Raw genomic sequence first — 24,480 nt, 5'->3', positions numbered from 1 at the left:
TATGAGGAACATGACGAGGCTTGTCAAGCGAGGGAAATGATTTCAACCAGATCCCCGGGTTCCGCTGCCGGGGCGAAAGGAGGACGCACCACGAGGCAGTTGGCGGACGCCAATGTGGTGAGCATGGAGCTGTCCTGCGCCGCGGCCGGCACCACCCGTCCGTCGCAGCGGGCGGCGCGGAGGTAATCCTGCCGGCGATCGTTCGCGGGGAGGGGGGCGCCCAGCGCGACGGTGAGCGTGGGCGGCAGCGGCATCGACGCTCCGGACAGCGCGGCGATCAGGGGCTTGAGAAACAATGCGGCGGTGACAAAGGCGGACACCGGATTGCCCGGCAGGCCGAGCACCACGGTCTTGCCGAGCTGGCCCGCCATCATCGGCTTCCCCGGGCGCAGCGCCACCTTCCAGAAGTCCATGGCCGCGCCCGCCGCGGTGAGTGCTGGCCGGACGAGATCGTGGTCGCCGACCGATGCGCCCCCGGTGGTGACCAGCACGTCCGCCTCTACCGCCCGAAAGGCGGCCGTGAGCGCGTCAAGGCGGTCGGGCAGGATGCCGAGGTCGATCACGTCGACGGGCAGGGTCGCGAGCATGGCGGCAAGCATCAGGCCGTTGGTTTCGGGCAATTGCGCCGGATCGCTGGCGCTGCCCGTCGCGACCAGCTCGTCCCCGGTTGCGGCGATCGCGACACGCAAGCGCCGGGCGACGGACACGGACGCGAGCCCGGCTGCTCCCGCCAGCGCCAGGCGCACCGGGGTCAGCCGCTCTCCCTTGCTCAGGATCGTCTCGCCGGCGGCGAAGTCCAGCCCCTTGCGGCGGACATGCGCACCCGCGCGCGGCGGTCCTTCGCCGGCCAGCGCCAGCGTTCCTCCGACGCGCGCGGCCTCTTCCTGGACGAGGATCGTATCGGCGCCGGTCGGGAGCGCTGCGCCGGTGAATATCCGCACTGCCTCGCCCTCGCCGATCGCCCCCGCAAAGGGATGCCCGGCGGCGCTTTCTCCCACCACCCGCCACGGGCCGGGAAGGTCGGCAAAGCGCAGTGCATAGCCGTCCATCGCCGAAAGGTCGGCAAAGGGCTGCGTTCGCTGCGCAACCACATCGGCGGCCAGCCACCGGCCCATGGCCGCGCGCAGGGACAGTTCCTCGCTCCCGACAGGCGTGCCCAGCGCGAACAGGCGCGCCTGCGCGTCGGCGACCGGGAGCAGCTCGGCCATCAGGGCGCCATCCAGTCGCCGGACTTGCCGCCCGTCTTGGACAGGAGGCGCACGCCGGAGATCACCATCGCCTTGTCCAGCGCCTTGGCCATGTCGTAGATGGTGAGCAGCGCCACGCTGGCGGCGGTCATCGCCTCCATCTCGACGCCCGTTTTCGCATCGGTGCTGGCGGTGGCGGTCGCGACGATCCCGGCCTCGTCCAGCACCAGCTCGATCGACACCTGGGTGAGCGGCAGCGGATGGCATAGCGGGATCAGCTCGCCCGTGCGCTTGGCCGCCAGGATGCCGGCGACCCGCGCGACGGCCAGCACGTCGCCCTTGGCCACCGCATTGTCGCGGATGGCCGTGCGCGCGCCTTCTGACATGGCGATGTGCCCAGTCGCCACCGCCCGGCGGGCGGTTACCGCCTTGCCGCCCACATCGACCATGTGCGCCGCGCCGCTCGCGTCGACATGCGTCAGTTCGCTCATCCCAGCAGCGCCCGCGTGGCAGCTTCCACATCGGCCTGCCGCATCAGCGCCTCACCGATCAGGAAGCAGCGAACGCCATGTTCGGCCATCGCGTCCAGATCCGCGCGGGTGGTCAGCCCGCTTTCCGCCACAAAGGTGCAGCCGGCAGGGGCACGGCCGATCAGCTCGTAGGTGCGGGCGAAATCGACGGTGAAGTCGCGCAGGTCGCGATTGTTGACGCCGACCAGCCGCGTCTTGAGCTTCGCCGCGCGCTCCAGCTCGCGCGCGTCATGCACCTCGACCAGCACGTCCATGCCGCAGTCGGTCGCCGACGCCTCGATCTCCGCCATCAGGCCGTCGTCCAGCGCCGCGGCGATCAGGAGGATCGCATCCGCCCCGATCGCCCGCGCTTCGGTCGCCTGCCATGGATCGACCATGAAGTCCTTGCGGAGCACCGGAATCGACACCGCCTCTCGCGCGGCGGTCAGATAGGCATCGGCACCCTGGAACCAGCGCTCGTCGGTGAGCACCGACAGGCAGGCCGCGCCACCCGCTTCATAGGCGCGGGCATGGGCGGGCGGATCGAAATCATGGCGGATGAGCCCCTTGGAGGGACTTGCCTTCTTGATTTCGGCGATCAGGCCGAAGCCGCCCGCCGCCTTCGCATCGAGCGCCGCGCGAAAGCCGCGCGGCGGGCTTTGCGCAGCGATCATCGCGTCGAGCTCGGACAAGGCGGTGGTCGCCTTGCGGGCGGCAACTTCGGCGCGCTTGGTTTCCAGGATACGGTCGAGCACGTTGCTCATGCGAAGGAGATCCAGCGTCGGAGGAGAGCGGCGGCACGGCCGCTGTCGATGGCTTCGGCCGCTTCGGCGGCGTTGTCCGCCAGCGACGTGTCGCGCCCGGCGACGGACAGCGCGGCGGCGGCGTTGAGGAGAACGGCGTTCCGGTAGGGGCCTGCGTCGCCCGCGAGCAGGCGGTGGAGGGCGAGGGCGTTATGTTCCGGGCTGCCGCCGCGGATCGCCGCCAGCGGGTGGCGCGGCAGGCCGGCATCCTCCGGCACGATCGACGTCAGCGGCGTCGCACAGCCTACGCTCACGACGGTGCTGGCCCCGGCCGTGGAAAGCTCGTCCAGCCCCTCCTCGCCCGAGACGACATAGGCGGCCTGCGTGCCCAGCTGCTCCAGCGCCTCGGCATAGATCGGCGCATAATCGGGCCGGGCGATCCCGATCAGCTGGCGGGTGACATGCGCCGGGTTGGCGAGGGGCCCCATCAGGTTGAAGATCGTGCGGCGGCCAATCGCGCGCCGGATCGGCATGATCCGCCGGACGGCCGGGTGGTGATTGGCGGCAAACAGGAAGCAGATGCCGAGTTCCGCCAGTGTTTCCTCCGCGCGGGCGCCGGCCGCCTCCATGTCGAGGCCCAGCGCTTCCAGCGTGTCCGCCGCGCCCGCCTTGGACGAAGCGGCGCGGTTGCCATGCTTGGCGACCGGCACGCCGCACGCCGCGACAACGATGGCAACGGCCGTGGAGACGTTCAGCGTGTGATGGCCGTCGCCCCCCGTCCCGCACACGTCGATCGCGCCGGGAGGGGCGGTGATCGGCAGCAACCGCTCGCGCATCGCCCGCGCCGCTTCGGCGATCTCGACGCTGGTTTCGCCGCGCTCAGCCAGGACCGTCAGGAACTCGGCCGTCGCGGCATCGCTGGCCACCCCGTCGAGAATGTCGGCAAAGGCCTGACGCGCGCTTTCGTGCGACAGGGGCCCGCGCGCATCGGGGAGTAGCGTGGCGGTCGTCACGCCGCTCCGCCCGGCCGAATCCCGGCGATCTCCAGGAAATTGGCCAGCATCGCGTGCCCATGTTCGGTGGCGATGCTTTCGGGATGGAATTGCACGCCGTGGATCGGCAGCGCCGCATGGGCCACGCCCATCACGCTCGCATCGGCGGCAGTGGCGTTCACGCGCAGCTCGGCAGGCGCATCCTCGACGATCAGCGAATGGTAGCGTGTGGCGGTGAACGGCGAAGGCAGGTTGGCGAACAGGCCGGTGCCGTCATGCGAGACGGGCGAAGTCTTGCCATGCATCAGCCCGCCGCGCACCACGCGCCCGCCGAAATGCTGCCCGATCGCCTGATGGCCAAGGCACACTCCCAACAGCGGCCGGCGCGCTTCGGCGCAGGCAGCGACCAGGTCGAGGCTCACGCCTGCCTCGTTCGGCGTGCACGGTCCGGGCGAGATCAGGAATGCCTCGGCGTTGCTGGCCAGCGCCTCCGACGCGGTCAGCGCGTCGTTGCGCACCACCTTTACCGCCGCGCCCAGCTCCATCAGGTAATGGACGAGGTTCCAGGTGAAGCTGTCGTAATTGTCGATGACGAGGATCATTGCCGACGCCTTAGCGCAACGCCGCGGTCGCGCAAACGGCTGGCTTTCCGATGCAGCTTCATTCAGGCGGGAGCAATCGCGCGCCCGGCACGTTCAGCCAGTCCCCAGGAGACACAAGATGCATCGCCTTCTCGCCGCCGCCGTTCTTCTCGCAACCCCGGCGCTCGCCGGCGCCCAGGCAGGGCAGGCACGTAACAGCCAGGCGGAAAGCGGCCAGCCGCCGCAGCGCATCCGCAGCGTGCAGCTGACGCCGGGCCAGGCCTGTCCGAAGGGCAGCGCGGACGAGGTCGTGGTGTGCAGCACCGTGGACCCGGACGAGCAATTTCGCATTCCCCAGCCGCTCCGCAACACGGAGCCGACCTCGGCGGAAAAGCAGAGCTGGGTCAATCGCGCCGAAACGATCGATCAGGTCGGGCGAGAAGCCGGCGGCCTTCCCAACACCTGCTCGCCCGTGGGCAGCGGCGGCCAGACGGGTTGCGTGCAGCGGCTGCTGCGCGATGCGGCGGACGCGAAGCGCAACGCCCGCATCGAGAACGCCCGACCGTAAAGCGGGCTACCTGCTGACAACCAAGAGGGCGGCTCAAACCGGCCGCCCGCTTTCGCAGGGCGGCTGCTACTGGCCGTAACCGGCGCTGGTGGCGCGAGAAAGAGCTTCCCGCGCGGCGGCCAAAAGCGCGCCCGCCTTCGCCTCGCATTCCCGCTGCTCATAGGCCGGGTCGCTGTCGGCCACGATGCCGGCCCCTGCCTGCACGTGCATGGTGCCGTCCTTCACCACGGCGGTGCGCAGCACGATGCAGCTGTCCATGGAGCCGTCCGGCGAGAAATAGCCAACGCATCCGGCATAGGCGCCGCGTGTCTCGGGCTCCAGCTCCGCGATGATCTGGCATGCCCGCACCTTGGGCGCGCCGCTCACCGTGCCGGCGGGAAAGCCGGCGAACAGCGCGTCGAGCGCATCGTGGTTCGCCGCGTCCAGCCGCCCGACCACGTTGGAGACGATGTGCATGACGTGGCTGTACAGCTCCACCGTGTAGCTGTCGGTCACCCGCACGCTGCCGGCTTCGGACACGCGGCCCACGTCGTTGCGGCCGAGGTCGAGGAGCATCAGGTGCTCGGCCCGCTCCTTCGGGTCCGCAAGCAGGCTCGTCCGGTTGGCCTCATCCTCGGCGCCGGTGCGGCCGCGCGGGCGGGTGCCGGCGATCGGGCGAATGGTCACCTCGCCATCGCGCACCCGCACCAGGATCTCGGGGCTGGAACCCGCCAGGCTGAACCCGGGAAGATCGAGATGGTAGAGGAAAGGCGACGGATTGATCCGCCGGAGTGAACGGTAGAGCTCGATGGCCGGAAGCGGAAAGGGAGCGGTGAAGCGCTGGGCAAGGACGACCTGGAAGATGTCCCCGGCAACGATATAGTCCTTCGCTGCCGCCACCATCTCGCCGTACCTGCCCGGCGCGAGCTTCGGCTCGAGCGCGATATAGGGTGCGGCGTCGAGCCGGGCCGGCGGGGGCAGGGCGGCACTGGCGAGGCGCGCCGCAACCGCGTCCAGACGCTCCTGCGCGGCCGACACGATCTCGTCGGGCGTGCGCCGCGCGTCGGGCCAGGCGGGTGCAACCAGAAACAGCGCGTCCGCGAGCCGATCGAAGATCAGGATCACGGTGGGACGCACGAACATCATGTCCGGCACGTCGATCGGATTGGGGGCGGGCCGCGCCAGACGTTCCACCAGCCCGACCGTCTCATACCCGAAATAGCCGACAAGGCAGGCCAGCGCGCGCGGAAGCTCGGCGGGCACGTCCATCCGGCACTCGGCGACCAGCGCACGCAAGGCGGCCAGCGCCCCGCCCTCGGCGGGCACGAACGTGTCGCGGTCGGTCAGCCACTCGCGGTTGACCTCGGCGGCGTCGCCGGAGGCCCGGAAGACGAGGTCGGGCGCCAGGCCGATCAGGCTGTGCCGTCCGCGCGTCTCGCCGCCCTCCACCGACTCCAGGAGGAAATCGCCCCGGCCGGGCTCGATCAGCTTGAGCGCGGCGGCGACCGGGGTTTCGGTATCGGCCACCTGCCGCCGCCAGACGAGCGCCGGGCGGCCGGCAGCCAGGGCTTCGCGCGGGTCGTTCACGTCAGGGCTGGCCGTTTTCCTGGCCGAGCAGCTGCGCGCGCACGCTGGCGATCACCCCGTCATTCTTCTTCACGCCCACCTCGTTGCGGATCGCGCGGGTAAGCTGCTGCACATATTCGCGACCGGCGGAGCGGGCCAGATCCTGGCGCACCGCGGCGATCACGCCCGGCGAGTTCTTCGCATCGGCCTTCTGGACCTGCTCGAGCTTGACCACCATCCAGCCGCCCTGCTGCGGCGCTTCGATCACGCGCACGCTGCCCTGCACCATGCTGAACAACAGAGTAAGTGCCGGGGGGGCACCGGCACGGTTGGCGAACAGCTGCGCGCGGCTGGCGCGCAGCGGCTTCACCGCCGGCAGATTGCTGTCGGCTGCCCGCACGGCCTGTTCAAGCGGCGTGCCCTTCTGCGCAGCGGAAAGCACCGCCGCGGCAATCTTGCGCGCGGCAACATGCGCCCGCTCCAGCCGGAAGTCGCGCGTCACCGTGTCGCGAACCTGCGCCAGCGGACGGGGAGCGGCCGGCACCACCCGATCGAGCGCGACCACCGCGAAGCTGCCGTCCTGGGCGGTCTGCACAAGCTGCGGATCGTCGCCCTGCTCGGCCTGGAACGCGGCCGACAACACCGGCAGGATCTCCGGTGCAGGCTTGAAGGCGGCATTTTCCGGATCGCTGCCGTTGGCGGCGAGGGCGGGCGTGGTCTGGGCAGTGAGCTTCTGGTCGGACACCAGCTCGGCGAAGGTGGCATTGTTGCCGATCGCCTCGTTCAGGGCGTCCTGCACGGCAACCAACGCCGCCTGGGTCTTCTGCTGCGTTAGCGCGGGCACGATCTCCGCGCGGGCCTCCGCCAGGGGCCTGCCCTTTTCCTGCGTGATCGCATCGACGCGGAGGACGGCAAAGCCAAGCGGCGCCTTGAGCGGGCCGAGCACCGATCCCTGCGTCGCACCGAACGCGGCATTGGCGATCTCGGTCGAGGACTGCGCGGCAAGGCCTGCCTTGTCCACCGTCAGCGTGGCCGGCTCCAGCCCCGCCGCCCGTGCCGCATCGGCGATGGGCATGCCGCCCTTCACCTTGGCGACCAGCGCCTGCGCCGCCTTCTGATCGGCAACGATCACCTGGCTGACCGTGCGCTTCTCGCCCCCGGCATATCGCGCCGCCTGGGCCTTGTAGGCGGCGGCGATCTCCGCCTCCGTGGGCACGGCCTTGTCCTTGATCGCGGCCGGCGTGACCAGCGCATAGCGGACAACGCGACGTTCCGGCACCATGTACCGGGCGCGGTTGCGGTTGTAGAAGGCGGCGACCTCCGCCTCGGTGGGCGCCGGGCCGGTGTCGCCTGCACTGTCCGGCACGAAGGCGATGCTGCCCTGGCGCTTTTCCAGCAGCAGCGAGGCATAGGGCAGCGCCACCGCGCGGGCGACCTGAGAGGCGCCGATCTGCGGCGCGACGATCTGCTGCGCCATGATGTCGCGGGTGATGTCGCTGCGGATGCCGGCATCGGTGAGGCGCCGCTCGGCGAGCAGGCGCTGATAGGCGGTCGGGCTGAACTTGCCGTCCGGCCCCTGGAAGGCGGGAATGGCGGCGATCTGCGCGTCCACCGCCGCCTTGCTGACGACCATGCCCTGGTCCTGCCCGAACTCCTGCAGCGCGACCTGGTTGATGACGCGCTCCAGCGTGCCGTCCAGGCCGCCCTGGGTAACGAACTGCACCATGTCGAGCCCGGGCTGCTGCTGGCGGAAGCTGTCCAGCTCGCGCTGCGTGCGCTCGCGCAGCTCGGCCGCGCCGATCTTCTCGTTGCCGACGCTCGCCACGTTGTCGCCGGTCACGCTCCCGCCGCCATGGCCCAGTCCGGTCACGTCGCCGGCCGCGAACGCGAGCGCGATCACCGCCAGCACCCCGAAGGTGATGACCAGGCCGGCCTTGGAATGGATCAGGCGGCGGAAAAAGCTGAGCATGGAAGGCGGACGTCCGAATGGAACACTGGATGCCGGCCGCTTTAGGGACAGGTGGGCAGGGGAGCAAGCTTGTGCCGCGCGCGCGATCGGCTATCCCGGCCGCCAGGAACGGGGGAGAAACATGGCTCGACGCAAGCTGATCGCGGGTAACTGGAAGATGAACGGCGGGCGGAACAGCATCAGCGAGCTGCGCGGGATCGCGGAAGCCGCGCGCGCACACGTCGCCGTGGACGTCGCCATCGCCCTGCCGGCGACGTTGATCGGCCTTGCCGCGGAGCAGGTACCCGAGCTGCCGATCGGCGCGCAGGATGTGCACGCGGTGGACAAGGGCCCGCATACCGGCTGCATCTCCGCCGGCATGATCCGCGAGGCCGGCGCGCGCTTCTCCATCGTCGGCCATAGCGAGCGCCGCTGCGACCAGCACGAGACGGATGCCGAGGTTCGGGCCAAGGCCGAGGCGCTGCACCGCTGCGGGCTGGGCGCGATCCTGTGCGTCGGCGAGCAGCTTGCCGATCGTGACGCCGGGCGCGCGGAAGCGGTGGTGACGGAGCAGCTCGCGGGTTCGCTGCCGGCGGATGCGAGCGGCGAATGGCTCTCGATCGCTTATGAGCCGATCTGGGCGATCGGCACCGGCCGCACGCCAACGGTGGAGGACGTGGCGGCGATGCACGGCGCCATCCGCGCGAGGTTGCACGAGCTGATCGGCGACGCGGCCGATGGCGTACGGCTGCTCTATGGCGGCTCGGTCACCGGCGACAATGCAGGCGAACTGCTGGCGGCGGGCGATGTCGACGGCGCGCTGGTGGGCGGCGCCAGCCTCACCGCGGCGAAGTTCGCGCCGATCATCGCGGCGGGTGCGGCGCTGGCCTGATTACCCGCGCCGCAATCCCGCCGTTCAGGCGTATCGCGCCTTCAGCACCGACCAGGCGGCGCGCAGGCCCATGGCGTCGCCGCCCTTCGGCCGCCCGGGCTTGGCGGCGGGGCGCCAGGCGAAGGTGTCGAAGTGCGCCCAGCGCGTGTCTTTCGCCACGAAGCGGCGGAGAAAGAGCGCGGCGGTGACCGCGCCGGCAAAGCCGCCCTCCGGCGCGTTGACGAGATCGGCCACGTCGGACTTCAGCATGTCCTCATAGCCGTCCCACAATGGCAGTCGCCACAGCGGGTCCCCGACCGACGTGCCGGCTGCCAGCAGATCGGCGGCAAGCGCCTCGTCCTGCACGAAAGTGGCCGGGAGGTCCGGGCCCACCGCCACGCGCGCGGCGCCGGTCAGGGTGGCGAAATCGAGTATCAGCTCCGGCGCCAGCTCGCCCGCCCGGGTCAGGGCATCGCCCAGGATCAGCCGGCCCTCGGCATCGGTGTTGGTGTTCTCCACCGTCAGCCCCTTGCGCGTGCGCAGCACGTCTCCGGGGCGGAAGCTGGCGGACGAGACGCTGTTCTCCACGGCCGGAACCAGCAGGTGCAGGCGAAGCTTCAATCGCGCGGCCATCACCAGGCCGGCCAGCGCGAGGGCGTGCGCGGCGCCGCCCATGTCCTTCTTCATCAGCCGCATCGCCGCCGAGGGCTTCAGGTCCAGCCCGCCGGTGTCGAAGCAGACCCCCTTGCCGACGATCGCGACGCGCGGATGCGCCGGGTCGCCCCACTCGATCTCCAGCAGGCGCGGCTCGCGACCGCGCGCGGCCGCCTGTCCCACCGCGTGGATCATCGGATAGCCCTGCGCCAGCGCATCGCCGCGCGTGACGGTCAGCGTCGCGCCATGTCGCCCCGCCAGCGCCTCTGCCTCCGCCTCCAGCTCGGCCGGTCCGCAATCGAGGGCGGGCGTGTTGACGAGGTCGCGAACCTTGGCGGTCGCCTCGGCGAGGCGGACCATCTCCTCGATGCGGGCAGGCTCGCCGGTCAGGAGAACGCGCGGGCCTTGGGGCTTGCCCTTGCGATACCGCTCGAACCGGTATTGCGCGAGCATCCAGCCGAGCATCGCCGCACCCGGCTCGCCGCTGGCCAGCCGGTACGTGCCTTCCGGCAGTTGCTCGCCCAGGGATGCGATCTTCCACGGCGAGGAGGCATCCTCGTCGCACACCAGCAGCATCGACCAGTCATCGGCCGCCTCTCCCGGCAGGACCGCCCGGTTGCCGGCCTTGCCGGTCAGCTTGTGCGCAGCCACGGCGGTACGCACGCGGGGCGGCTGGGTGGCGAGCCATTGCTGCCAGTCGTCGGGATGGACGACGTGGATCAGCCGTGCGGCCTGCCTGCGATCCGGCTGGAGAAGGGCCGAGAAGTCGATCATTGCGCGTCCGCCGCGGTGACGAGGAACTGCTCGATCCGGCCGTTCGCGCCGGGTTCGAAGAAGGTCGATACGTTCAGCGCGCGATCGGGATAGTTCGCCCGGAAGCGGCGCGAGACGAACCCACCGCGCAGGCTCGGCTTGCCTATGGCCACGATCTCCCTGGGCGCGCCGAGCGGGGCGAGGCTGGTGCGGAAATCGGCGCGGTTCTGCGTATCGAAATAGAAGTTCGCGTCTTCCGTCAGCAGGCTGCGATCGAGCTGCCCGGCCTGCAGCTGCGCAAAGACCGTCCTCACCTTGGCGAGGCTGGCGGCATCGGCCGGGTCGCCGGCTGCGGCGGAGGTGCCCGGCAGCGCGACCGGCACCAGCTTCTGCGCGAGAACGCGGTAGGTCCCGCTCGACCAGGTGTTGGTGAGGACGACCACCGCCGCCTTGTCGTCCGGGAAGACGATGTTCTCGGACAGGAAGCCCACTGCCTCGCCCGAATGCTCGATCATCTTGCGGCCGGCGCCCCTCCCCACGGTGACGCCGAGGCCGTAGCCCGTGTCGGTGCCGTTGTTGAGCTTCACCGCGGTTTCCTGCATCAACCAGTCGTCGGCCGGCAGCACCGTGCGATTGATGCGCGCGATGTCCCATTTGGCGAGATCCGACGCGCTCATCGACAGTTCGCCGGCGGCATAGAGCCAGCCCCGTGCCGCCGGCGTGACAGGCCGCAGCGGCCCCAGCGCGGCGCGGCCATAGCCTTGCGGGAACTTCGGCCCGATCGCGAGATCCTGGTCATAGGCGGTGATGCCCAGCGGCCTGAAGATGCGGGCGTTGAGGAAGTCCAGCAGCGGCTGGCCGGACACCTTCTCCACGATCATCCCGGCGACAACATAGCCGGTGTTCGAATATTGCCACTGCTCGCCCGGCTGGAAGTCCAGTGGCTTTTTCGCCCAACGGTCGACGATGCCCTGCGGCGTGACGGGTGTGGACATGGCCTTGAAGCTGTAATCCTGCGGCCAATAGTCCTGCAGGCCCGACGTATGGCTCAGCAACTGGCGCAGCGTGATGCGATCGCCGCCGGTGATTCCGGGCACGTATTTCGCCACGGTGTCGTCCAGGCTCAGCTTGCCCTCATCCTCCAGCAGCAGCAGTGCCGCGGCGGTGAACTGCTTGGAAACGGAGGCGATCTGGTACGGCGCATCGGTGAGGGCCGTGCGCACCGTCTCCGATTGCTTGCCATAGGCCTTGGCATAGGCAAGCCGGCCGCCGCGAACGATCGCGATCGACGCGGAGGGCGTGCCGCTCTGCGCCAGCGCTTCCGTGACGATCCTGTCCACCTGCGCCGCTTCCGCCGGTGACAGCGCCTGCGCATGCGCCGCGGCGGGAAGGGCGATCAACAGCGGCAGCAACGACCAACGCATCCGTATCTCCTTGTTTCTGCTCCGGGCATAGCGGCAGGTTGCGAGCCCCGCCAGCAGCGTGGAGTGCAAGAAGTGCAACCCCGATTGCCGCATGCGTTCGGAACAACCGCCTGCGGGGCACCGTTTGCTCGTCAGGGAGTTACAACAATATCGCAAAGGGATTGCGCATGCCCAAACGCCGCAGCTGGCCAGCGACCATCGTCGGCCTGATCCTCGCCGTTATCGGCCTCGTTCTGGTCGGGGGAGGAGGCTATCTGGCGGTGCTGGGCGGCTCCCTCTACTATCTTGTGGCGGGGCTTGGCCTGCTGGCCAGCGGCGTGCTTCTGCTGCGTGGCCGGATCGCCGGCGCGTGGCTTTATACGGCCACCGTATTGCTGTCGGTCCTGTGGGGCGTGGCGGAGAACGGCGCCGACCCATGGGGGCTGATCCCGTGGACGATTGCGCCATTGGTGCTGCTCATCCTCGTCTTCCTGGTTGTTCCTACCTTGCAGGACAGCCCGCTGCGCTGGCGCGGGGCGCTGGGCGCGATCGCCGCCTTTCTGGTGGTGACCGCCGTCAGCTTCACCATCCTGGGAACGCAAGACGTTGCCGTCGCCGCACTGCCCGCGCCCAACTCGCAGGGCATGGCCGACCCCTCCGGCCAGAGCACCGGCGCCGACTGGCCGAGCTATGCCGGCACCTATGCCGCCCGGCACTTCTCGCCGCTCAACCAGATCAACGCAGACAATGTCGGCACGCTGGAAAAGGTGTGGGAAACGCACACCGGCGGCACCCCTACCGATCCGCAATTCTCCAAGCTCTACGGCACGGAGAACACGCCGCTGAAGATCGGCAGTCTCCTTTATACCTGCACGGCCAAGAACGTGATCGTGGCGATGGACGCGGCGACCGGCCAGCAGAAGTGGCGCTATGATCCCAAGGTGCCGGACAAGTGGATCCCGTACACCACCGCCTGCCGCGGGGTGGACTATTACCGCGTTCCCGGGGCTTCGGCCGACCAGCCTTGTGCGCAGCGCATCCTGGAGGGAACGCTCGATTCCCGCCTGATCGCGGTGGACGCGCTTACCGGCCGCGCCTGTGCGGATTTCGGCTCCAACGGCCAGGTCGATACCAAGATCGGCATGGGCGAGGTGTATCCCGGCTATGCCTCGATCAACTCGGCGCCCACCATTGTGCGCGGCATCGCCGTCGTCGGGCACCAGATCCTCGATGGCCAGACCACCACGGCGCCTTCGGGCGTGATCCAGGGCTTCGATGCGGTCACCGGCCGCCTGCGCTTCGCCTGGGACATGACGCATCCGGAGTGGAACGGCTATCCGCCCGCCGGCCAGACCTGGACCCGTGGCACGCCCAACATGTGGACCACCTCCAGCGGCGACGAGCAACTCGGCCTCGTCTACCTGCCGATGGGCAACGCCGCGGTCGATTATCTCAGCGCCCGTCGCACGCCGGAGGAGAACAAGTACGCTACGTCGCTGGTCGCGCTAGACGTGACCACCGGCAAGCCGCGCTGGACGTTCCAGGCGGTCAGGAAGGACGTCTGGGACTATGATTTCGGCAGCCAGCCCACGCTGATCGACTATAAGGGCACGCCGGCGATCATCGTGCCGTCCAAGCAGGGCGATTTCTACATCCTCGATCGCGCGACCGGCCGGCCGATCACCCCGATCGGCACCATCAAGGCGCCGGGCGGCGGCGTGGAGCCGCAGGAGCGCGCACCCACCCAGATCGGCTCGCTGTGGCACTCGCTGCGCAAGCCGAACCTGCGCGAAGCGGACATGTGGGGCATGTCCCCGCTCGACCAGATGCTCTGCCGCATCCAGTTCCGGAAGGCCGATTATCGCGGCTTCTACACCCCGCCAAGCGCCGACCGGCACAGCGTGGAATATCCGGGCTATAACGGCGGCAGCGACTGGGGTGGCGTGTCCGTCGATCCGAACCGCGGCGTGATGATCGCCAACTACAACGACATGCCGAACTACGTGAAGCTGATCGCGCGCAACGAGGCGACCAAGGAGGGCGTGCTGCCGCGCTTCATGACGCCGGGCAAGGCGTCGTCGACCTCGCACTCGATCGATCCGCAATGGAACGCGCCCTATGCGATCAGCGTCAACGCCGGCTGGCGGCTGAAGCTGACGGGCCTGCTCTGCAAGAAGCCTCCTTATGGCGGCATCCGCGCGATCGACCTGGCCACCGGCAAGACGATCTGGGATCGCCCCTTCGGCACCGCGCGCAAGAACGGTCCGTTCGGCATCCCATCCTACCTGCCGTTCCATATCGGCACGCCGAACAATGGCGGCTCCGTGGTGACGGGGGGAGGGCTGATCTTCATCGCCGCGGCGACGGATGACTTGATCCGGGCGATCGACATGCGCACGGGCAAGACCGTGTGGTCCGCGGCGCTGCCCGCCGGCGGGCAGGCGACCCCGATCGTCTACGAGCAGGGTGGCCGCGAATATCTGGTGATCTTCGCCGGCGGCCACCATTTCATGGAAACGCCGGCGGGCGACAGCGTGGTCGCCTACGCCCTGCCGCAGCGCAGCTGACGCGGAGGGCAGACTGAACCACCGGGCTCCCGCCGACGCGGGAGCCCGTTTCGTTTCAGGCCTTTCTGAGCGACCGGGCGAGTGCCGTGAAGGTGGCGACGTCCACCGTTTCGGCGCGCCGTGTCGGATCGACACCGAGTTCCTGGAGCGCCTCGATCGAGCCGGGCACCCCTTTCAGGCTCTGGCGCAACATCTTGCGCCGCTGCCCGAAGGCCGCCGCGGTGAGGCGCTCCAGCACGGGCAGATCGACGCCGGGCGGCTCCTCGCCGGGGACGATGTGCACCACGGCCGACATCACCTTGGGTGGCGGGGTGAAGGCGGAGCGGTGGACCGGCAGCGCGAGCTTGGCCGTCGAGCGCCACTGCGAGAGCACCGCCAGGCGACCATAGGCATCCTCGCCCTCTTGCGCGACAACGCGCTGCGCCACCTCCTTCTGGAACATCAGCGTCAGGCTGGACCACCAGGGTTGCCAGCGGGCGGACAGCCAGCCGACCAGCAACGCCGTGCCGATGTTATAGGGCAGGTTGGATACGATATGCGGCCTGCTCGAGAACAAGGCCGGGGCGTCCAGCGCCATCGCGTCCTCCTCGATCACCCGCAGCTTGCCCGGATACGCCGCGCCGAGCTCCGCGAGCGCCGGGATGCAGCGATGATCGCGCTCCACCGCCGTCACCCGTGCCCCGGCGGCAAGCAGCGCGCGGGTAAGGCCGCCCGGGCCCGGACCGACCTCGAACACCTCGGCATCGCGAAGATCGCCCGGAATGCGGGCGATCCGCGCCAGGAGTTGCGCATCGAGCAGGAAGTTCTGGCCCAGCGCCTTGCTGGCGTTCAGGCCATGCCGCGCGATGACCTCGCGCAGCGGCGGAAGGTCCGGTTTCACGATCCGGATGCGGCGCGATGCGCGGCGGCGGCTCCGGCCATCGCGATGGCGGCGATCATCGCGCCCGGATCGGCCTGGTCCGTACCGGCGATGTCGAATGCCGTGCCGTGGTCGGGCGAGGTGCGTACCAGGGGCAGGCCCAGCGTGATGTTCACGCCCTCGTCGAAATGCAGGGTTTTCAGGGGCACCAGCGCCTGATCGTGATAGCAGCACAAGGCCGCGTCGTATTTCGCCCGCGCGCGGGGGTGGAACATGGTGTCGGCGGGGTAGGGGCCGCTGGCCTCGATCCCCTCGCTGCGCAGCTGCGCGATCGCCGGCTCCAGCACCTCGATCTCCTCGCGCCCGAGCGCCCCATTCTCCCCGGCATGTGGATTGAACCCGGCAAACGCGAGACGTGGCCGCAGGATGCCGAAGTTGCGGGCAAGGCCACGGGCCGTGGCGCGGCCCTTAGCCACGATCAAGTCCACCGTCAGCATCGCTGCCACCGCCGACAGCGGCACATGCGTGGTGATCGGCACCACCTTGAGGCTGGGGCCCGCCAGCATCATCACCGCATTCTGCCCGGCGATGCCGCAGCGCTCGGCGACGAACTCCGTCTGCCCCGGATATTGAAAGCCGATGCCGTACAGCTGCGTCTTGGAAACCGGACCGGTCACCAGCGCCCGCGCCGCGCCCGAGCGGACCAGGCCGACTGCCAGCTCCAGCGAATGCAGGGCGCAGCGGGCGCCATCGCCATCGGGAACGCCCGGCACGATCTCGCCCGCATCCTCGACGTTGAGCACCGGCAGGCATTCGTCGAACTTCGCGATCGCTTCGGACGGATCGCCCAGCCGGGCGACCGGGCCGGACCAGACGCGCTCGACCGCGCGCGAGTCGCCGACCGCGAAAAACGGCGGCAGCTCGTGTTCGACGCGCTGCGCCCAGGATTTGGCGATCACCTCCGGGCCGATGCCGGCGGGGTCGCCCATGGCGATGGCGAGCGCTTGCTCGGTCATGGCCGCGCCCTCAGCGATACTCCACGATGGCGTCGCGGCGCAGGTCGCGCAGCATCTGCTGGGCGCGCAGGTTCACGCGTGCCTGCTCCATCTGTGCCTGCACCTGTTCGGGGTTGGGCAGGCCGCCGTTCTGCGGATCCTCGCGGCCGCACAGGACCAGCGAGCGAACGCCCTGCTCCGGCGAGCCGAAGGGCGGCGTGGCCTGGCCGATCTGCAGCTTCAGGAGGATTTCCTGCAAAGCCGGCGGCAGATCGCGCACCACCACGGCATCGCTGTCGACCACCTCGGCGTCGATCGTGCCGGCGACGCGATTGACCTCGCCGCAGCCGTTGATCGCCTGGGTCGCCTTGGCGAAGGCGGCAGCGCGGGTCGTCGCCTGCGCCTGCGTCGTGCCCGCGGGGAAGCGGATCGTCAGCTGCTTCAGCTGCAATCGGGCATCGCGCGAATCGCTGGTCAGCACCTGGCGCTTGTCCACCAGGTAGAGGATCGACATGCCGCCCGGGGTTTCGACCGGTCCGGCGATCTGCCCCACCTGCATCTGCTGGGCGGCCGCGGACAGGGATTCCGGCAGTGTGTTCAGCCGCACCCAGTCCAGGTCTCCGCCGACCGCGCGCGTGGACGATTCGGAATATTGCCGCGCCAGATATTCGAACGGCGCTTCGCCCTTCTGGATCTGCTCGATCATGCGGCGGGCATTGGCATAGACCTGCTCGGCGCGATCAGGCGTCGCCGACAGGTATATCTCCTTGAGGTGGTATTCCTCGGTGCCCTTCGATGCCTGGAGCCGGTCAAGGATGCCCTTCACCTCCTCCTCGCCGACGTTGACGAGCGGCTCCACGCGGCGCTGCAGGAAACGCTGCCATGCCAGTTCGCCCTCGATCTGGCGGCGCAGCGAGCGGTCGGAGGAGCCGGCCTCGCGCAGGTAGGTGCTCATCTGCGCCGGGGTGCGGCCGAAGCCACGGGCGATGCGCGCATAGCTCTGGTCGATCTCGCTCTGCGTGATGGTGACCTGCGCGGTTTTCGCTTCCTGAATCTGCAGCGTCTCGTCGATCAGGTTGCGCAGCACCTGCAGGCGCAGGCGGTCGCGATCCTCCGCGCTGAGCTTCAGGTTGTTGGCCGCGATCAGCAGCGCGGCGCGCTGATCCACGTCCGTGCCCGTGATAACCGTGTCGTTCACGATCGCGGTGGGCTTGCGGACGTTCGGATCGACCTTGCCGAAGATCTGGAGGTTTTCCGGGATATCAAGCGCGGACGCGGTGTTCGGCTGATCGGGCACGGTTTGCGCGCACAGCGCACCCGTTGCACCCAGCGCGGCCGCCAGCCCCATCGCGCGGCCGGCCCGCGCCCAGTTGAACTTGCTCATAGCGTGATCGTTTTTCCCATCCCCGCGAGGGTCGCGTGCCCTGATCCGTGCCACCCATCGGCTGAATGCAGGCTTAGCGGCCCAGATTCTTGAACGCCAGCGTGAACAGATAGGCGCTGCGCCGCGTGGCATCGCCCGTGGTGGCATAATCGCGCCGCCAGGCGAGCCCCAGCCTGAGGCAATCGTCCTCATAGGCGACGCCCACGCGGTGGCGAACCGGGCTGAACCCGTCCGACAGGGACAGGGGATCCTCCGCCCGGTCCGTAAGATCCACAATCGCCGAGCCGTAGACGGACCAGAAGCGCGTCACCTGTGCCCGGCCGCCCAGCCGCACTTCCTCGCGGTCCTGAAGATCCTCGGACGAGGCGATGTCGCGGTTCAGGCGCAGATAGCCGACCAGCACATAGGTGCTGCGGCTGCCAACGGTGGCGTCCACCTCGTTGCGGCGCACCGCCAGGCTGTCCTTGTCGAGCCGGAACCGATGGACCAGCGAGACGAAGTCGCGGAAGCGCAGTTCCGAGCGCCCGACGATGTCGGAGAAGCGGTCGCTGAGCCCGGTGCCGTCCGGGAAGATCTGGTCGCGCTCCGTCAGGCGGTAGCTCTGGCCCACGGTGGAGTCGAAGGAGAGCCCCGGCAGCGTCACCGCCCAGTTCGCGCCATAGGTGATGCGCGAGGAGTCTTCCCACCGGTCGTAGCCGGCGAAGCGATTAAGCGAGAAGAGGTTCGAATCCTCGAGGTCGATCGCCCGCGCATCCTCGTTCGGCAGGTCCAGATTGCGGACATGGGGCGAGGCGACCAGCTGCACGCGCGGGGTGAAGCGCTGGGTGCCGCCCAGGAAGGTGCCGATGAACGGCCACTTCACGTCCACGGCCAGAGCACCGATCGCCCGGCCCTGAAAGCCTTCGGTGCCGCGATAGGCAGGGTTGGCGGTCGAAAGGATGTCGTTGGTGTTGTACAGGTCGCCGCGCGCATAGGCGGTGAACGTCACCTCCTGTCCCCACCGGGTGAGCTTGCGCAGGTCCCACTGCGCGGCGGCAAAGGCGCGCTGCGTGTCCTGGCCGGCAGGCCGCGTCAGTGCCAGCGTGTTGAGCTGCACCTGCAGCACGCCGCCGAGCGGGGCATCGTTGAAGCGGCGGCGATAGTCGATCTCCGGCAGGGCGATCGGCTGCATGCCCTGACGATCGTTGACCCGCAGCGTCTGCACGTACCAGCCGGTGACGGCGAGATAGGAGTTCGCGTCGATATGCTCGAGCTTGGCGGTGGTGCGCAGCCGGTCGTCGCGGGAGATATCGTAACGGCGCAGGAACGTGCGGTCGGTGGTCAGCCGCACCGAGCTCGACAAACTCCACTCCGGCGAGAACTGGTAGCGGCCCACCGCGTCCAGATAGCCGCGAAACGCACGCTCCGTGTCGCCCACGGTGCCCGCCAGCGCGGTATCGCTGCGCGTGCCGTACGTGCCGTAGCCGGTGACGCGGAGCGCGCCCTTCGTGTCCAGCTGGCGATATTCGCCCTGCAACATCGGCAGCACGCCGGTGAACACGCGGGGAGTGATGATCAGCCCGCGATTGTCCGCCAGCTTGAAATAATAAGGCACCGACATTTCGATGCCGTTGTTGTAGCGCAGGTCTGGCGTCAGGAAGCCCGATTCGGACCGGTCGCCGATGGAATTCGAGAAGTTGGGCAGCGGCACCACCGGCAGCCCGAACAGGTGGATCTTGGCGCCCTTGTAGTAGATCCGCTCGCGATCCGGCCGATAGATCACGCGCACCGCCGTGATCTTCCACGAAGGCTCCTTGGGACATCCTTCGGAGGTCTGCACCGAACAAGGCGTGTAGGCGGCGCTTTCCAGCGTCACCACCTCATCCTGCCCGCGGGTGCCGCGCTTGGCGGCGATGCGCCCGCCGCGCTCCAGCACGATCAGCATGTTGTCGACCACGCCGTCCTTCAGCGAATCCGTCAGTTCGATGGAGTCGCCATAGGCCGTGTCGCCGCCGGGGTTGGTGACCGCGATGTTGCCGGTGGCGACGACTTTTCCCGTCTTGCGGTTCCATTCCACCTTGTCCGCGCGCAGCCGGTCGCCCTCGCGCTGCATGCGCACGTCACCGGTGGCGACCACCACGTCGGCATCGAGATCATAGTCGAGGGTTCCGGCGCTGAACTGCACCTGGTCCTCGCCCGCGGGGGATGGCGTCGGCGCGGCATCCACCGGCGCGGGCGGAGGCACCGGCCGGGCGTTGAGGTCCTGCGCGTGCGCAATGCCGCCGGTCAGCAGGAACAGGGCGCAGCCGGCCAGGAGATGGAAACGCTTCACCAGTTGCACGCACCCTTTTCGCGCCGTTGCCGGCGTCCGTCGCTCTCGCCTATCGCATCGACACGCGCGCGCCGCAATCGCGCACAGGCGCTTTACCCGCGGCCGATCGGAAGCGTAGAGCAAGTGGCAGCAACAAAAACACATTCCGCAAGAACGAGGCCTTCCCATGAACATCGTCTTCGCTCCGCAGGCGCCCGCCGCCGACGCGATCGCCTTTCCGGTCGAGAAGGGCGCGCTGGATCGCGCATCGCTCCGCGGGCTGGAGGCAGGAGCGCGCCGGCTGGTGCTCGCCGCGGCGGCGGGGGGGCGGTTCGACGGCGAAGCCGGGTCCGTGGTCGAGGCCTTTGTGCCGCAGAACGACGGAACCCAGCGGGTGCTGCTGCTGGGCGTAGGCGGTGGCAGCGAAGAGGAATGGGGCAAGGCCGGCGGCGCGCTCACCGCGCGGCTGCTGACCTCCGGTGCCGAGGCGGCGGCGGTGGACCTGGCCGATGCCGGTGCCACGGCGCCGGCCGCCGCGCGTTTCGCCGGTGCGGCCGCGCAGCGCGCGTGGCGCCACGACGTGTACCGCACCAAGCTGCCGGACACCGCCAGGCCGAGCCTCGCGACCGTGACCATCCTGGGCGCACCGGCCGGCACCGACGAGGCGTGGGCCGCGCAAAAGGCGGTCACCGGCGGCTTGGCGCTTACCCGCACGCTGGTCGCCGAACCGGCCAACATCATCTATCCGGAGAGCTTCGTCGCGCGGGTGATGGCGGAGATCGACGGTCTGGGCCTTCAGGCCACAGTGCTGGGCGAGGACGAGATGCGCGAGCTCGGCATGGGCGCGCTGCTCGGCGTCAGCCTCGGCTCGGCGCGCGACGCGCGGCTGCTGGCGCTCAAGTGGAACGGCAAGGGCAGCGAGGGAACCGACCTGGCGCTCGTCGGCAAGGGCGTGACCTTCGACACCGGCGGCATCTCGCTGAAGCCCGGGGCCGGCATGGAGGACATGAAGTGGGACATGGGCGGCGCCGGTGCGGTGGTCGGCGCGATGAAGGCGCTGGCGGCCCGCGAGGCGCGCGCCAACGTGGTCGGCGTGTGCGGCCTTGTCGAGAACATGCCGGACGGCATGGCCACGCGCCCGGGGGACGTGCTCACCTCCCTGTCCGGCCAGACCATCGAGGTGCTCAACACGGACGCGGAAGGCCGGCTGGTCCTGTGCGACTGCCTCACCTGGGTGCAGCGGACGCACAAGCCGGGCACGATCGTGGATCTCGCCACCCTGACGGGCGCGATGATCGTCAGCCTGGGCAACGAGTTCGGCGGTTTGTTCTCCAACGACGACACGCTGGCCGGGCAGCTCACCGCCGCCGGCCTGGCAAGCGGCGACCAGCTGTGGCGCTTCCCGCTGTCGCCGACCTACGACAAGCTGATCGACAGCCCGATCGCCGACATGAAGAATGTCGGCCCGCGCGGGGCCGGCTCGATCACGGCCGCGCAGTTCCTGCAGCGGTTCGTGGAGGAAGGCGTGCGCTGGGCGCATCTCGACATCGCCGGCATGGTCTGGTCCGACAAGGACGGCCCCAACTATGCCAAGGGCGCGACCGGTTACGGCGTGCGCCTGCTCGACCGGTTCGTCGCCGACAATTTCGAGGGCTGATCGCCGACAGCGCCATGCAGGTCGACTTCTACCACCTGACGCAGGCGCCGCTCGACCGGGTGCTTCCGCGCATTTGCGAGCGGGTGCTGGCGGGGGGCGGGCGGCTGCTGATCGTCAGCGAGAGCGACGATCAGCGTGCCCGGCTGGACAAGCTTCTCTGGACGTACGAGGCGGAGAGCTTCCTGCCGCACGGGCAGGCGGGGGAGGGCGAGGCGGACCAGCCAGTGCTGCTTGTCGCCGATGTCCGCGCCGCCAATCACGCGCGCAACGTGGCGCTTGCCGATGGCATATGGCGGGAGGAGGCGCTGGCGTTCGACCGCGCCTTCCACTTTTTCGATGAAGACCGGATCGGCGAAGCCCGCGCGGCGTGGAAGGGACTCGCCGATCGCGAGGGCGTCACCCGCAACTATTGGAAGCAGGACGAGAACGGCCGCTGGCAGAAGGCGGCCTGAACCGCGCTCGCTTGCATCGGTCCGCCGCCCCGCCTAGGGAGCCGCGACTTTCCTTCACCCACCCATTCCAAGGAGCCGCATGGCCATGGCCGCGACCCGCACGTTCTCGATCATCAAGCCCGATGCCACCCGCCGCAACCTGACCGGCGCCGTCACCAAGATGCTGGAAGAGGCCGGCCTGCGGGTTGTCGCCTCCAAGCGCATCCAGATGACGCGGGAGCAGGCCGAAGGCTTCTACGCCGTTCACAAGGAGCGGCCCTTCTTCAACGACCTCGTCTCGTTCATGATCTCCGGCCCGGTGGTCGTGCAGGTGCTCGAGGGCGAGGACGCCGTGAAGCGCAACCGCGACATCATGGGCGCGACCAACCCCGCCAATGCCGATGCCGGCACGATCCGTAAGGAACTGGCGGAATCGATCGAAGCCAATTCGGTGCACGGCTCTGACTCGGAAGAGAATGCCGCCATCGAGATCGCCTACTTCTTCAAGCCGGAAGAAATTGTCGGCTGATTGGACACTCCGGCGCGCGGGGGAGGGCGATGCCCACTCTTGCGCGCTGGTCGCCGCCGCGACGTTCCTGGAGGCGTTCGCGGGGGTGCTGGATGGTGCCGACATCCTCGCGCACCTCGATCGCAACTCCAGTGCCGGGTCCTTCGCCCGCTGGATCGCCGATCCCGCCAGCGTGGTCACCTTGGCCGAGGCGCAGGTCGGCTCCGCCCCGATCGGCTACACCCTGCTCACGACCCCCGATCTGCCGATCGAACCTCAGGCCGGGGATGTCGAACTGAAGCGCATCTACACGCTTGCGCCTTTCCATGGGTCGGGCCTCGGTGCTGCGCTGATGGAGCAGGCGCTCGCCGACGCCCGGCACCTGGGCCACCGCCGGCTGCTGCTGGGCGTTCACGGCGGGAACCGGCGAGCGCAGCGCTTCTACGGGAAGCAGGGCTTTGCCGTTATCGGCACCCGACGCTTCCTGGTAGGCGCCACCTGGCACGACGATCTCGTCTTCGGCCGTGCGGTCTGAGCCGCTTCGCTACGGCGTCGGCTTGGTCTTCGCCCAGGCTGCCTCCAGCGCTTTTGTCGAACCCTGGCGCGAGCGCAGGGTGAAGCCGGTCAACGCCAGCTTGCGGCCGCCGAGCATCTGTCCCTCCGTTCGCCACAGCACGTCGTAGAGGGACGTATCGCGCACCTCGCGGTCGCCGTCCCACCACGTTGCCGTGACCAGCACGGGGAGGCGCCCGGTGCGCTCGTCGGCGCCGCCATCGGTCGCCTTCAGCAGCGCGGAGGCGAACCAGTCCTTGTCGATCTGAGGCCCCGGCATGGCATCGTGCGTGGTCCCGCCCAATGCCGCGGGCAAGCGCACGGTAACCGTGGAAAGCGTATGCGCGGCGTCGTTCAGGGCGATCCGATCGCCCTTCTCCACCGTGCCGGTCAGCGTCGCGATCGACTTCGCCCGGCTCTCCTTGGCGGTGGCGGACGCCTTTTCCGCCTGGTCCTCCCGCCGATCCTGCCAATTGAGGTACAGCCCGCCGGCGCCGATCAGCAGGCCGGCCACGGTTGCGATCTCGGCAAGGCTGATCCAGCGCCGCCGGGTGCGCGCCTGATCCGGCGTTTCGCTCACCTGCCGCCCGCCTCAAGAAGGCGGGCCGGAGCGGCCAGCTCCCAGCTACGCGCAACCCGGTCCTCTACCAACGCCCAGTCGACATCTCCCGCCAGGTTCAGCGCCACCCAGCCGCTGGCGCCGAGATAGGCTGGCCGTGAGTAGGTTTCCGGGTCGGCTCCGATCAGCATGTCGCCCTCGTCCGTTCCGCCGGTGCGTACGCACACGACGGTGCGGCCGTCTCCGTGATGGTCGTCGCGGAACTGCGCAAACTGCTTGCCGGCGACGAACCAGGTGGCCTGGCCGTGCGAAGGACGCTCCTCCACTTCGGGCAGGGCGGCAGCGAGCGTGCGGAGGCGATCGAGCGGCGTCATGGTGAACTCCGATAAAACCCGTGGGTAGAGCCGATGCTCCTCCGCCAACACACGTTCGGCCAGCGTTTCGGGCGTGTCGTCGGGCAACACCGGCACCTGCGCCTGGCCCAGCACCGCTCCGCCGTCGAGTTCCTCGGTGACGAGGTGCACCGAGCAACCGGCGACCGCATCGCCTGCCGCAATCGCACGGGCATGGGTATCGAGGCCCTTGTAGCGCGGCAGGAGCGACGGGTGGATGTTGACGATCCTGCCCCGCCAGCGTGCCACGAAGTCGTCGGACAGCAGCCGCATATAGCCGGCCAGCGCGATCACCTCGACACCCGCCTCGCGCAGCGCGCGGTCGATCTCCGCCTCGAACGCCGCCTTGCCGATCCCCTTGGGCGAAAGCGCAAAGGTCGGCAGCCCGCGCTCGCGCGCCCAGGCGATGCCGGCGGCTTCGGGCTTGTCGGAGGCGATCAGCGCGACCTCGTAGCCGCGCGCCTGCTCCACCAGCGCGCGCATGTTGGAGCCGCGCCCCGAAAGAAGGATGCCGACCCGGGTCATGCCCGTC

22 protein-coding genes are annotated in these 24,480 nt (G+C 69.3%); 7 read left to right on the top strand and 15 right to left on the bottom strand.

Annotated features, from left to right (window positions below; genetic code table 11):
* Positions 1–23: 23 nt before the first annotated feature.
* Genes DVW87_RS01200 through DVW87_RS01180 form a run of 5 tightly spaced genes read right to left on the bottom strand, consistent with a single transcriptional unit; the run spans position 24 to position 4,033 of the window.
* On the bottom strand, positions 24–1,208 hold the full coding sequence (locus tag DVW87_RS01200; protein WP_114685956.1) for a molybdopterin molybdotransferase MoeA: 1,185 nt from the start codon (positions 1,206–1,208) through the stop codon (positions 24–26).
* Positions 1,208–1,678: a cyclic pyranopterin monophosphate synthase MoaC gene (moaC, locus tag DVW87_RS01195; RefSeq protein ID WP_114685955.1), complete on the bottom strand. Its 471-nt coding sequence runs from the start codon at positions 1,676–1,678 to the stop codon at positions 1,208–1,210. The genes DVW87_RS01200 and moaC overlap by 1 nt, the downstream gene beginning before the upstream one ends.
* A complete protein-coding gene (gene trpC, locus DVW87_RS01190; RefSeq protein ID WP_114685954.1) occupies positions 1,675–2,460 on the bottom strand; it encodes an indole-3-glycerol phosphate synthase TrpC in 786 nt (261 codons plus the stop codon). Before trpC ends, moaC begins: the two co-directional genes overlap by 4 nt.
* Complete coding sequence (gene trpD / locus DVW87_RS01185) at positions 2,457–3,452, bottom strand: anthranilate phosphoribosyltransferase (RefSeq protein ID WP_114685953.1); 996 nt, start codon at positions 3,450–3,452, stop codon at positions 2,457–2,459. The genes trpC and trpD overlap by 4 nt, the downstream gene beginning before the upstream one ends.
* Complete coding sequence (locus tag DVW87_RS01180) at positions 3,449–4,033, bottom strand: anthranilate synthase component II (protein ID WP_114685952.1); 585 nt, start codon at positions 4,031–4,033, stop codon at positions 3,449–3,451. The genes trpD and DVW87_RS01180 overlap by 4 nt, the downstream gene beginning before the upstream one ends.
* A 118-nt stretch (positions 4,034–4,151) precedes the next feature.
* Between DVW87_RS01180 and DVW87_RS01175 the strand changes: the two genes are divergently transcribed.
* Positions 4,152–4,580 carry a hypothetical protein gene (locus DVW87_RS01175; RefSeq protein WP_114685951.1) on the top strand — a complete coding sequence of 143 codons (429 nt, stop codon included), beginning with the start codon at positions 4,152–4,154 and terminating at the stop codon, positions 4,578–4,580.
* Positions 4,581–4,646: 66 nt separating this feature from the next.
* Here the strand turns inward: DVW87_RS01175 and DVW87_RS01170 are convergent, their stop codons facing one another.
* Both DVW87_RS01170 and DVW87_RS01165 read right to left on the bottom strand, forming a co-directional pair.
* On the bottom strand, positions 4,647–6,146 hold the full coding sequence (locus DVW87_RS01170; RefSeq protein WP_114685950.1) for an anthranilate synthase component I family protein: 1,500 nt from the start codon (positions 6,144–6,146) through the stop codon (positions 4,647–4,649).
* Position 6,147: 1 nt separating this feature from the next.
* Complete coding sequence (locus tag DVW87_RS01165; RefSeq protein WP_114685949.1) at positions 6,148–8,094, bottom strand: peptidylprolyl isomerase; 1,947 nt, start codon at positions 8,092–8,094, stop codon at positions 6,148–6,150.
* A gap of 121 nt (positions 8,095–8,215) precedes the next feature.
* Here DVW87_RS01165 and tpiA point away from each other — a divergent pair, with 121 nt between their 5' ends.
* Positions 8,216–8,965 carry a triose-phosphate isomerase gene (gene tpiA / locus DVW87_RS01160; protein WP_114685948.1) on the top strand — a complete coding sequence of 250 codons (750 nt, stop codon included), beginning with the start codon at positions 8,216–8,218 and terminating at the stop codon, positions 8,963–8,965.
* 24 nt (positions 8,966–8,989) lie between these two features.
* Here tpiA and DVW87_RS01155 read toward each other — a convergent pair whose 3' ends face one another.
* Positions 8,990–10,372 carry a leucyl aminopeptidase family protein gene (locus DVW87_RS01155; protein ID WP_114685947.1) on the bottom strand — a complete coding sequence of 461 codons (1,383 nt, stop codon included), beginning with the start codon at positions 10,370–10,372 and terminating at the stop codon, positions 8,990–8,992.
* The gene (locus DVW87_RS01150) at positions 10,369–11,775 is read right to left on the bottom strand and encodes a serine hydrolase domain-containing protein (RefSeq protein ID WP_114685946.1); all 1,407 of its coding nucleotides are present in this window, start codon (positions 11,773–11,775) and stop codon (positions 10,369–10,371) included. Before DVW87_RS01150 ends, DVW87_RS01155 begins: the two co-directional genes overlap by 4 nt.
* 167 nt (positions 11,776–11,942) lie before the next feature.
* On the opposite strand from DVW87_RS01150, the gene DVW87_RS01145 reads away from it, so the two are divergent.
* Positions 11,943–14,321: a membrane-bound PQQ-dependent dehydrogenase, glucose/quinate/shikimate family gene (locus tag DVW87_RS01145; RefSeq protein ID WP_114685945.1), complete on the top strand. Its 2,379-nt coding sequence runs from the start codon at positions 11,943–11,945 to the stop codon at positions 14,319–14,321.
* 55 nt (positions 14,322–14,376) lie between these two features.
* Here DVW87_RS01145 and rsmA read toward each other — a convergent pair whose 3' ends face one another.
* From rsmA to DVW87_RS01125, 4 genes are all read right to left on the bottom strand, one after another.
* On the bottom strand, positions 14,377–15,204 hold the full coding sequence (rsmA, locus tag DVW87_RS01140; protein WP_114686990.1) for a 16S rRNA (adenine(1518)-N(6)/adenine(1519)-N(6))-dimethyltransferase RsmA: 828 nt from the start codon (positions 15,202–15,204) through the stop codon (positions 14,377–14,379).
* On the bottom strand, positions 15,198–16,196 hold the full coding sequence (gene pdxA, locus DVW87_RS01135; protein WP_114685944.1) for a 4-hydroxythreonine-4-phosphate dehydrogenase PdxA: 999 nt from the start codon (positions 16,194–16,196) through the stop codon (positions 15,198–15,200). Before pdxA ends, rsmA begins: the two co-directional genes overlap by 7 nt.
* Positions 16,197–16,206: 10 nt before the next feature.
* Positions 16,207–17,559 (bottom strand): peptidylprolyl isomerase, encoded by a 1,353-nt coding sequence (locus DVW87_RS01130; RefSeq protein ID WP_239017707.1) that lies wholly within the window; start codon positions 17,557–17,559, stop codon positions 16,207–16,209.
* A 73-nt stretch (positions 17,560–17,632) separates the two neighbouring features.
* Positions 17,633–19,870: an LPS-assembly protein LptD gene (locus DVW87_RS01125; RefSeq protein WP_239017706.1), complete on the bottom strand. Its 2,238-nt coding sequence runs from the start codon at positions 19,868–19,870 to the stop codon at positions 17,633–17,635.
* 166 nt (positions 19,871–20,036) lie between these two features.
* On the opposite strand from DVW87_RS01125, the gene DVW87_RS01120 reads away from it, so the two are divergent.
* The 4 genes from DVW87_RS01120 (at position 20,037) to DVW87_RS01105 (ending at position 22,980) form a co-directional block, all read left to right on the top strand.
* Positions 20,037–21,506, top strand: coding sequence for a leucyl aminopeptidase (locus DVW87_RS01120; protein WP_114685942.1), 1,470 nt, complete (start codon positions 20,037–20,039; stop codon positions 21,504–21,506).
* Between the two features lie 14 nt (positions 21,507–21,520).
* Positions 21,521–21,958: a DNA polymerase III subunit chi gene (locus tag DVW87_RS01115; RefSeq protein ID WP_114685941.1), complete on the top strand. Its 438-nt coding sequence runs from the start codon at positions 21,521–21,523 to the stop codon at positions 21,956–21,958.
* An 85-nt stretch (positions 21,959–22,043) separates the two neighbouring features.
* On the top strand, positions 22,044–22,466 hold the full coding sequence (ndk, locus tag DVW87_RS01110; RefSeq protein WP_114686988.1) for a nucleoside-diphosphate kinase: 423 nt from the start codon (positions 22,044–22,046) through the stop codon (positions 22,464–22,466).
* A complete protein-coding gene (locus DVW87_RS01105) occupies positions 22,456–22,980 on the top strand; it encodes a GNAT family N-acetyltransferase (protein ID WP_239017705.1) in 525 nt (174 codons plus the stop codon). Before ndk ends, DVW87_RS01105 begins: the two co-directional genes overlap by 11 nt.
* A gap of 9 nt (positions 22,981–22,989) precedes the next feature.
* Here DVW87_RS01105 and DVW87_RS01100 read toward each other — a convergent pair whose 3' ends face one another.
* Entirely contained in the window at positions 22,990–23,577 is a 588-nt protein-coding gene (locus DVW87_RS01100) for a hypothetical protein (RefSeq protein WP_114685939.1), read from the bottom strand.
* A complete protein-coding gene (purN, locus tag DVW87_RS01095; protein WP_114685938.1) occupies positions 23,574–24,473 on the bottom strand; it encodes a phosphoribosylglycinamide formyltransferase in 900 nt (299 codons plus the stop codon). Before purN ends, DVW87_RS01100 begins: the two co-directional genes overlap by 4 nt.
* Positions 24,474–24,480: the final 7 nt, after the last annotated feature.

Origin of the sequence: Sphingomonas aracearum (assembly GCF_003345355.1) — a bacterium.
Taxonomy (GTDB): Bacteria; Pseudomonadota; Alphaproteobacteria; order Sphingomonadales; family Sphingomonadaceae; genus Sphingomonas; species Sphingomonas aracearum.
Note: the sequence above shows the minus strand (reverse complement) of the source record. Positions and strands in the feature narration are given on the sequence as shown.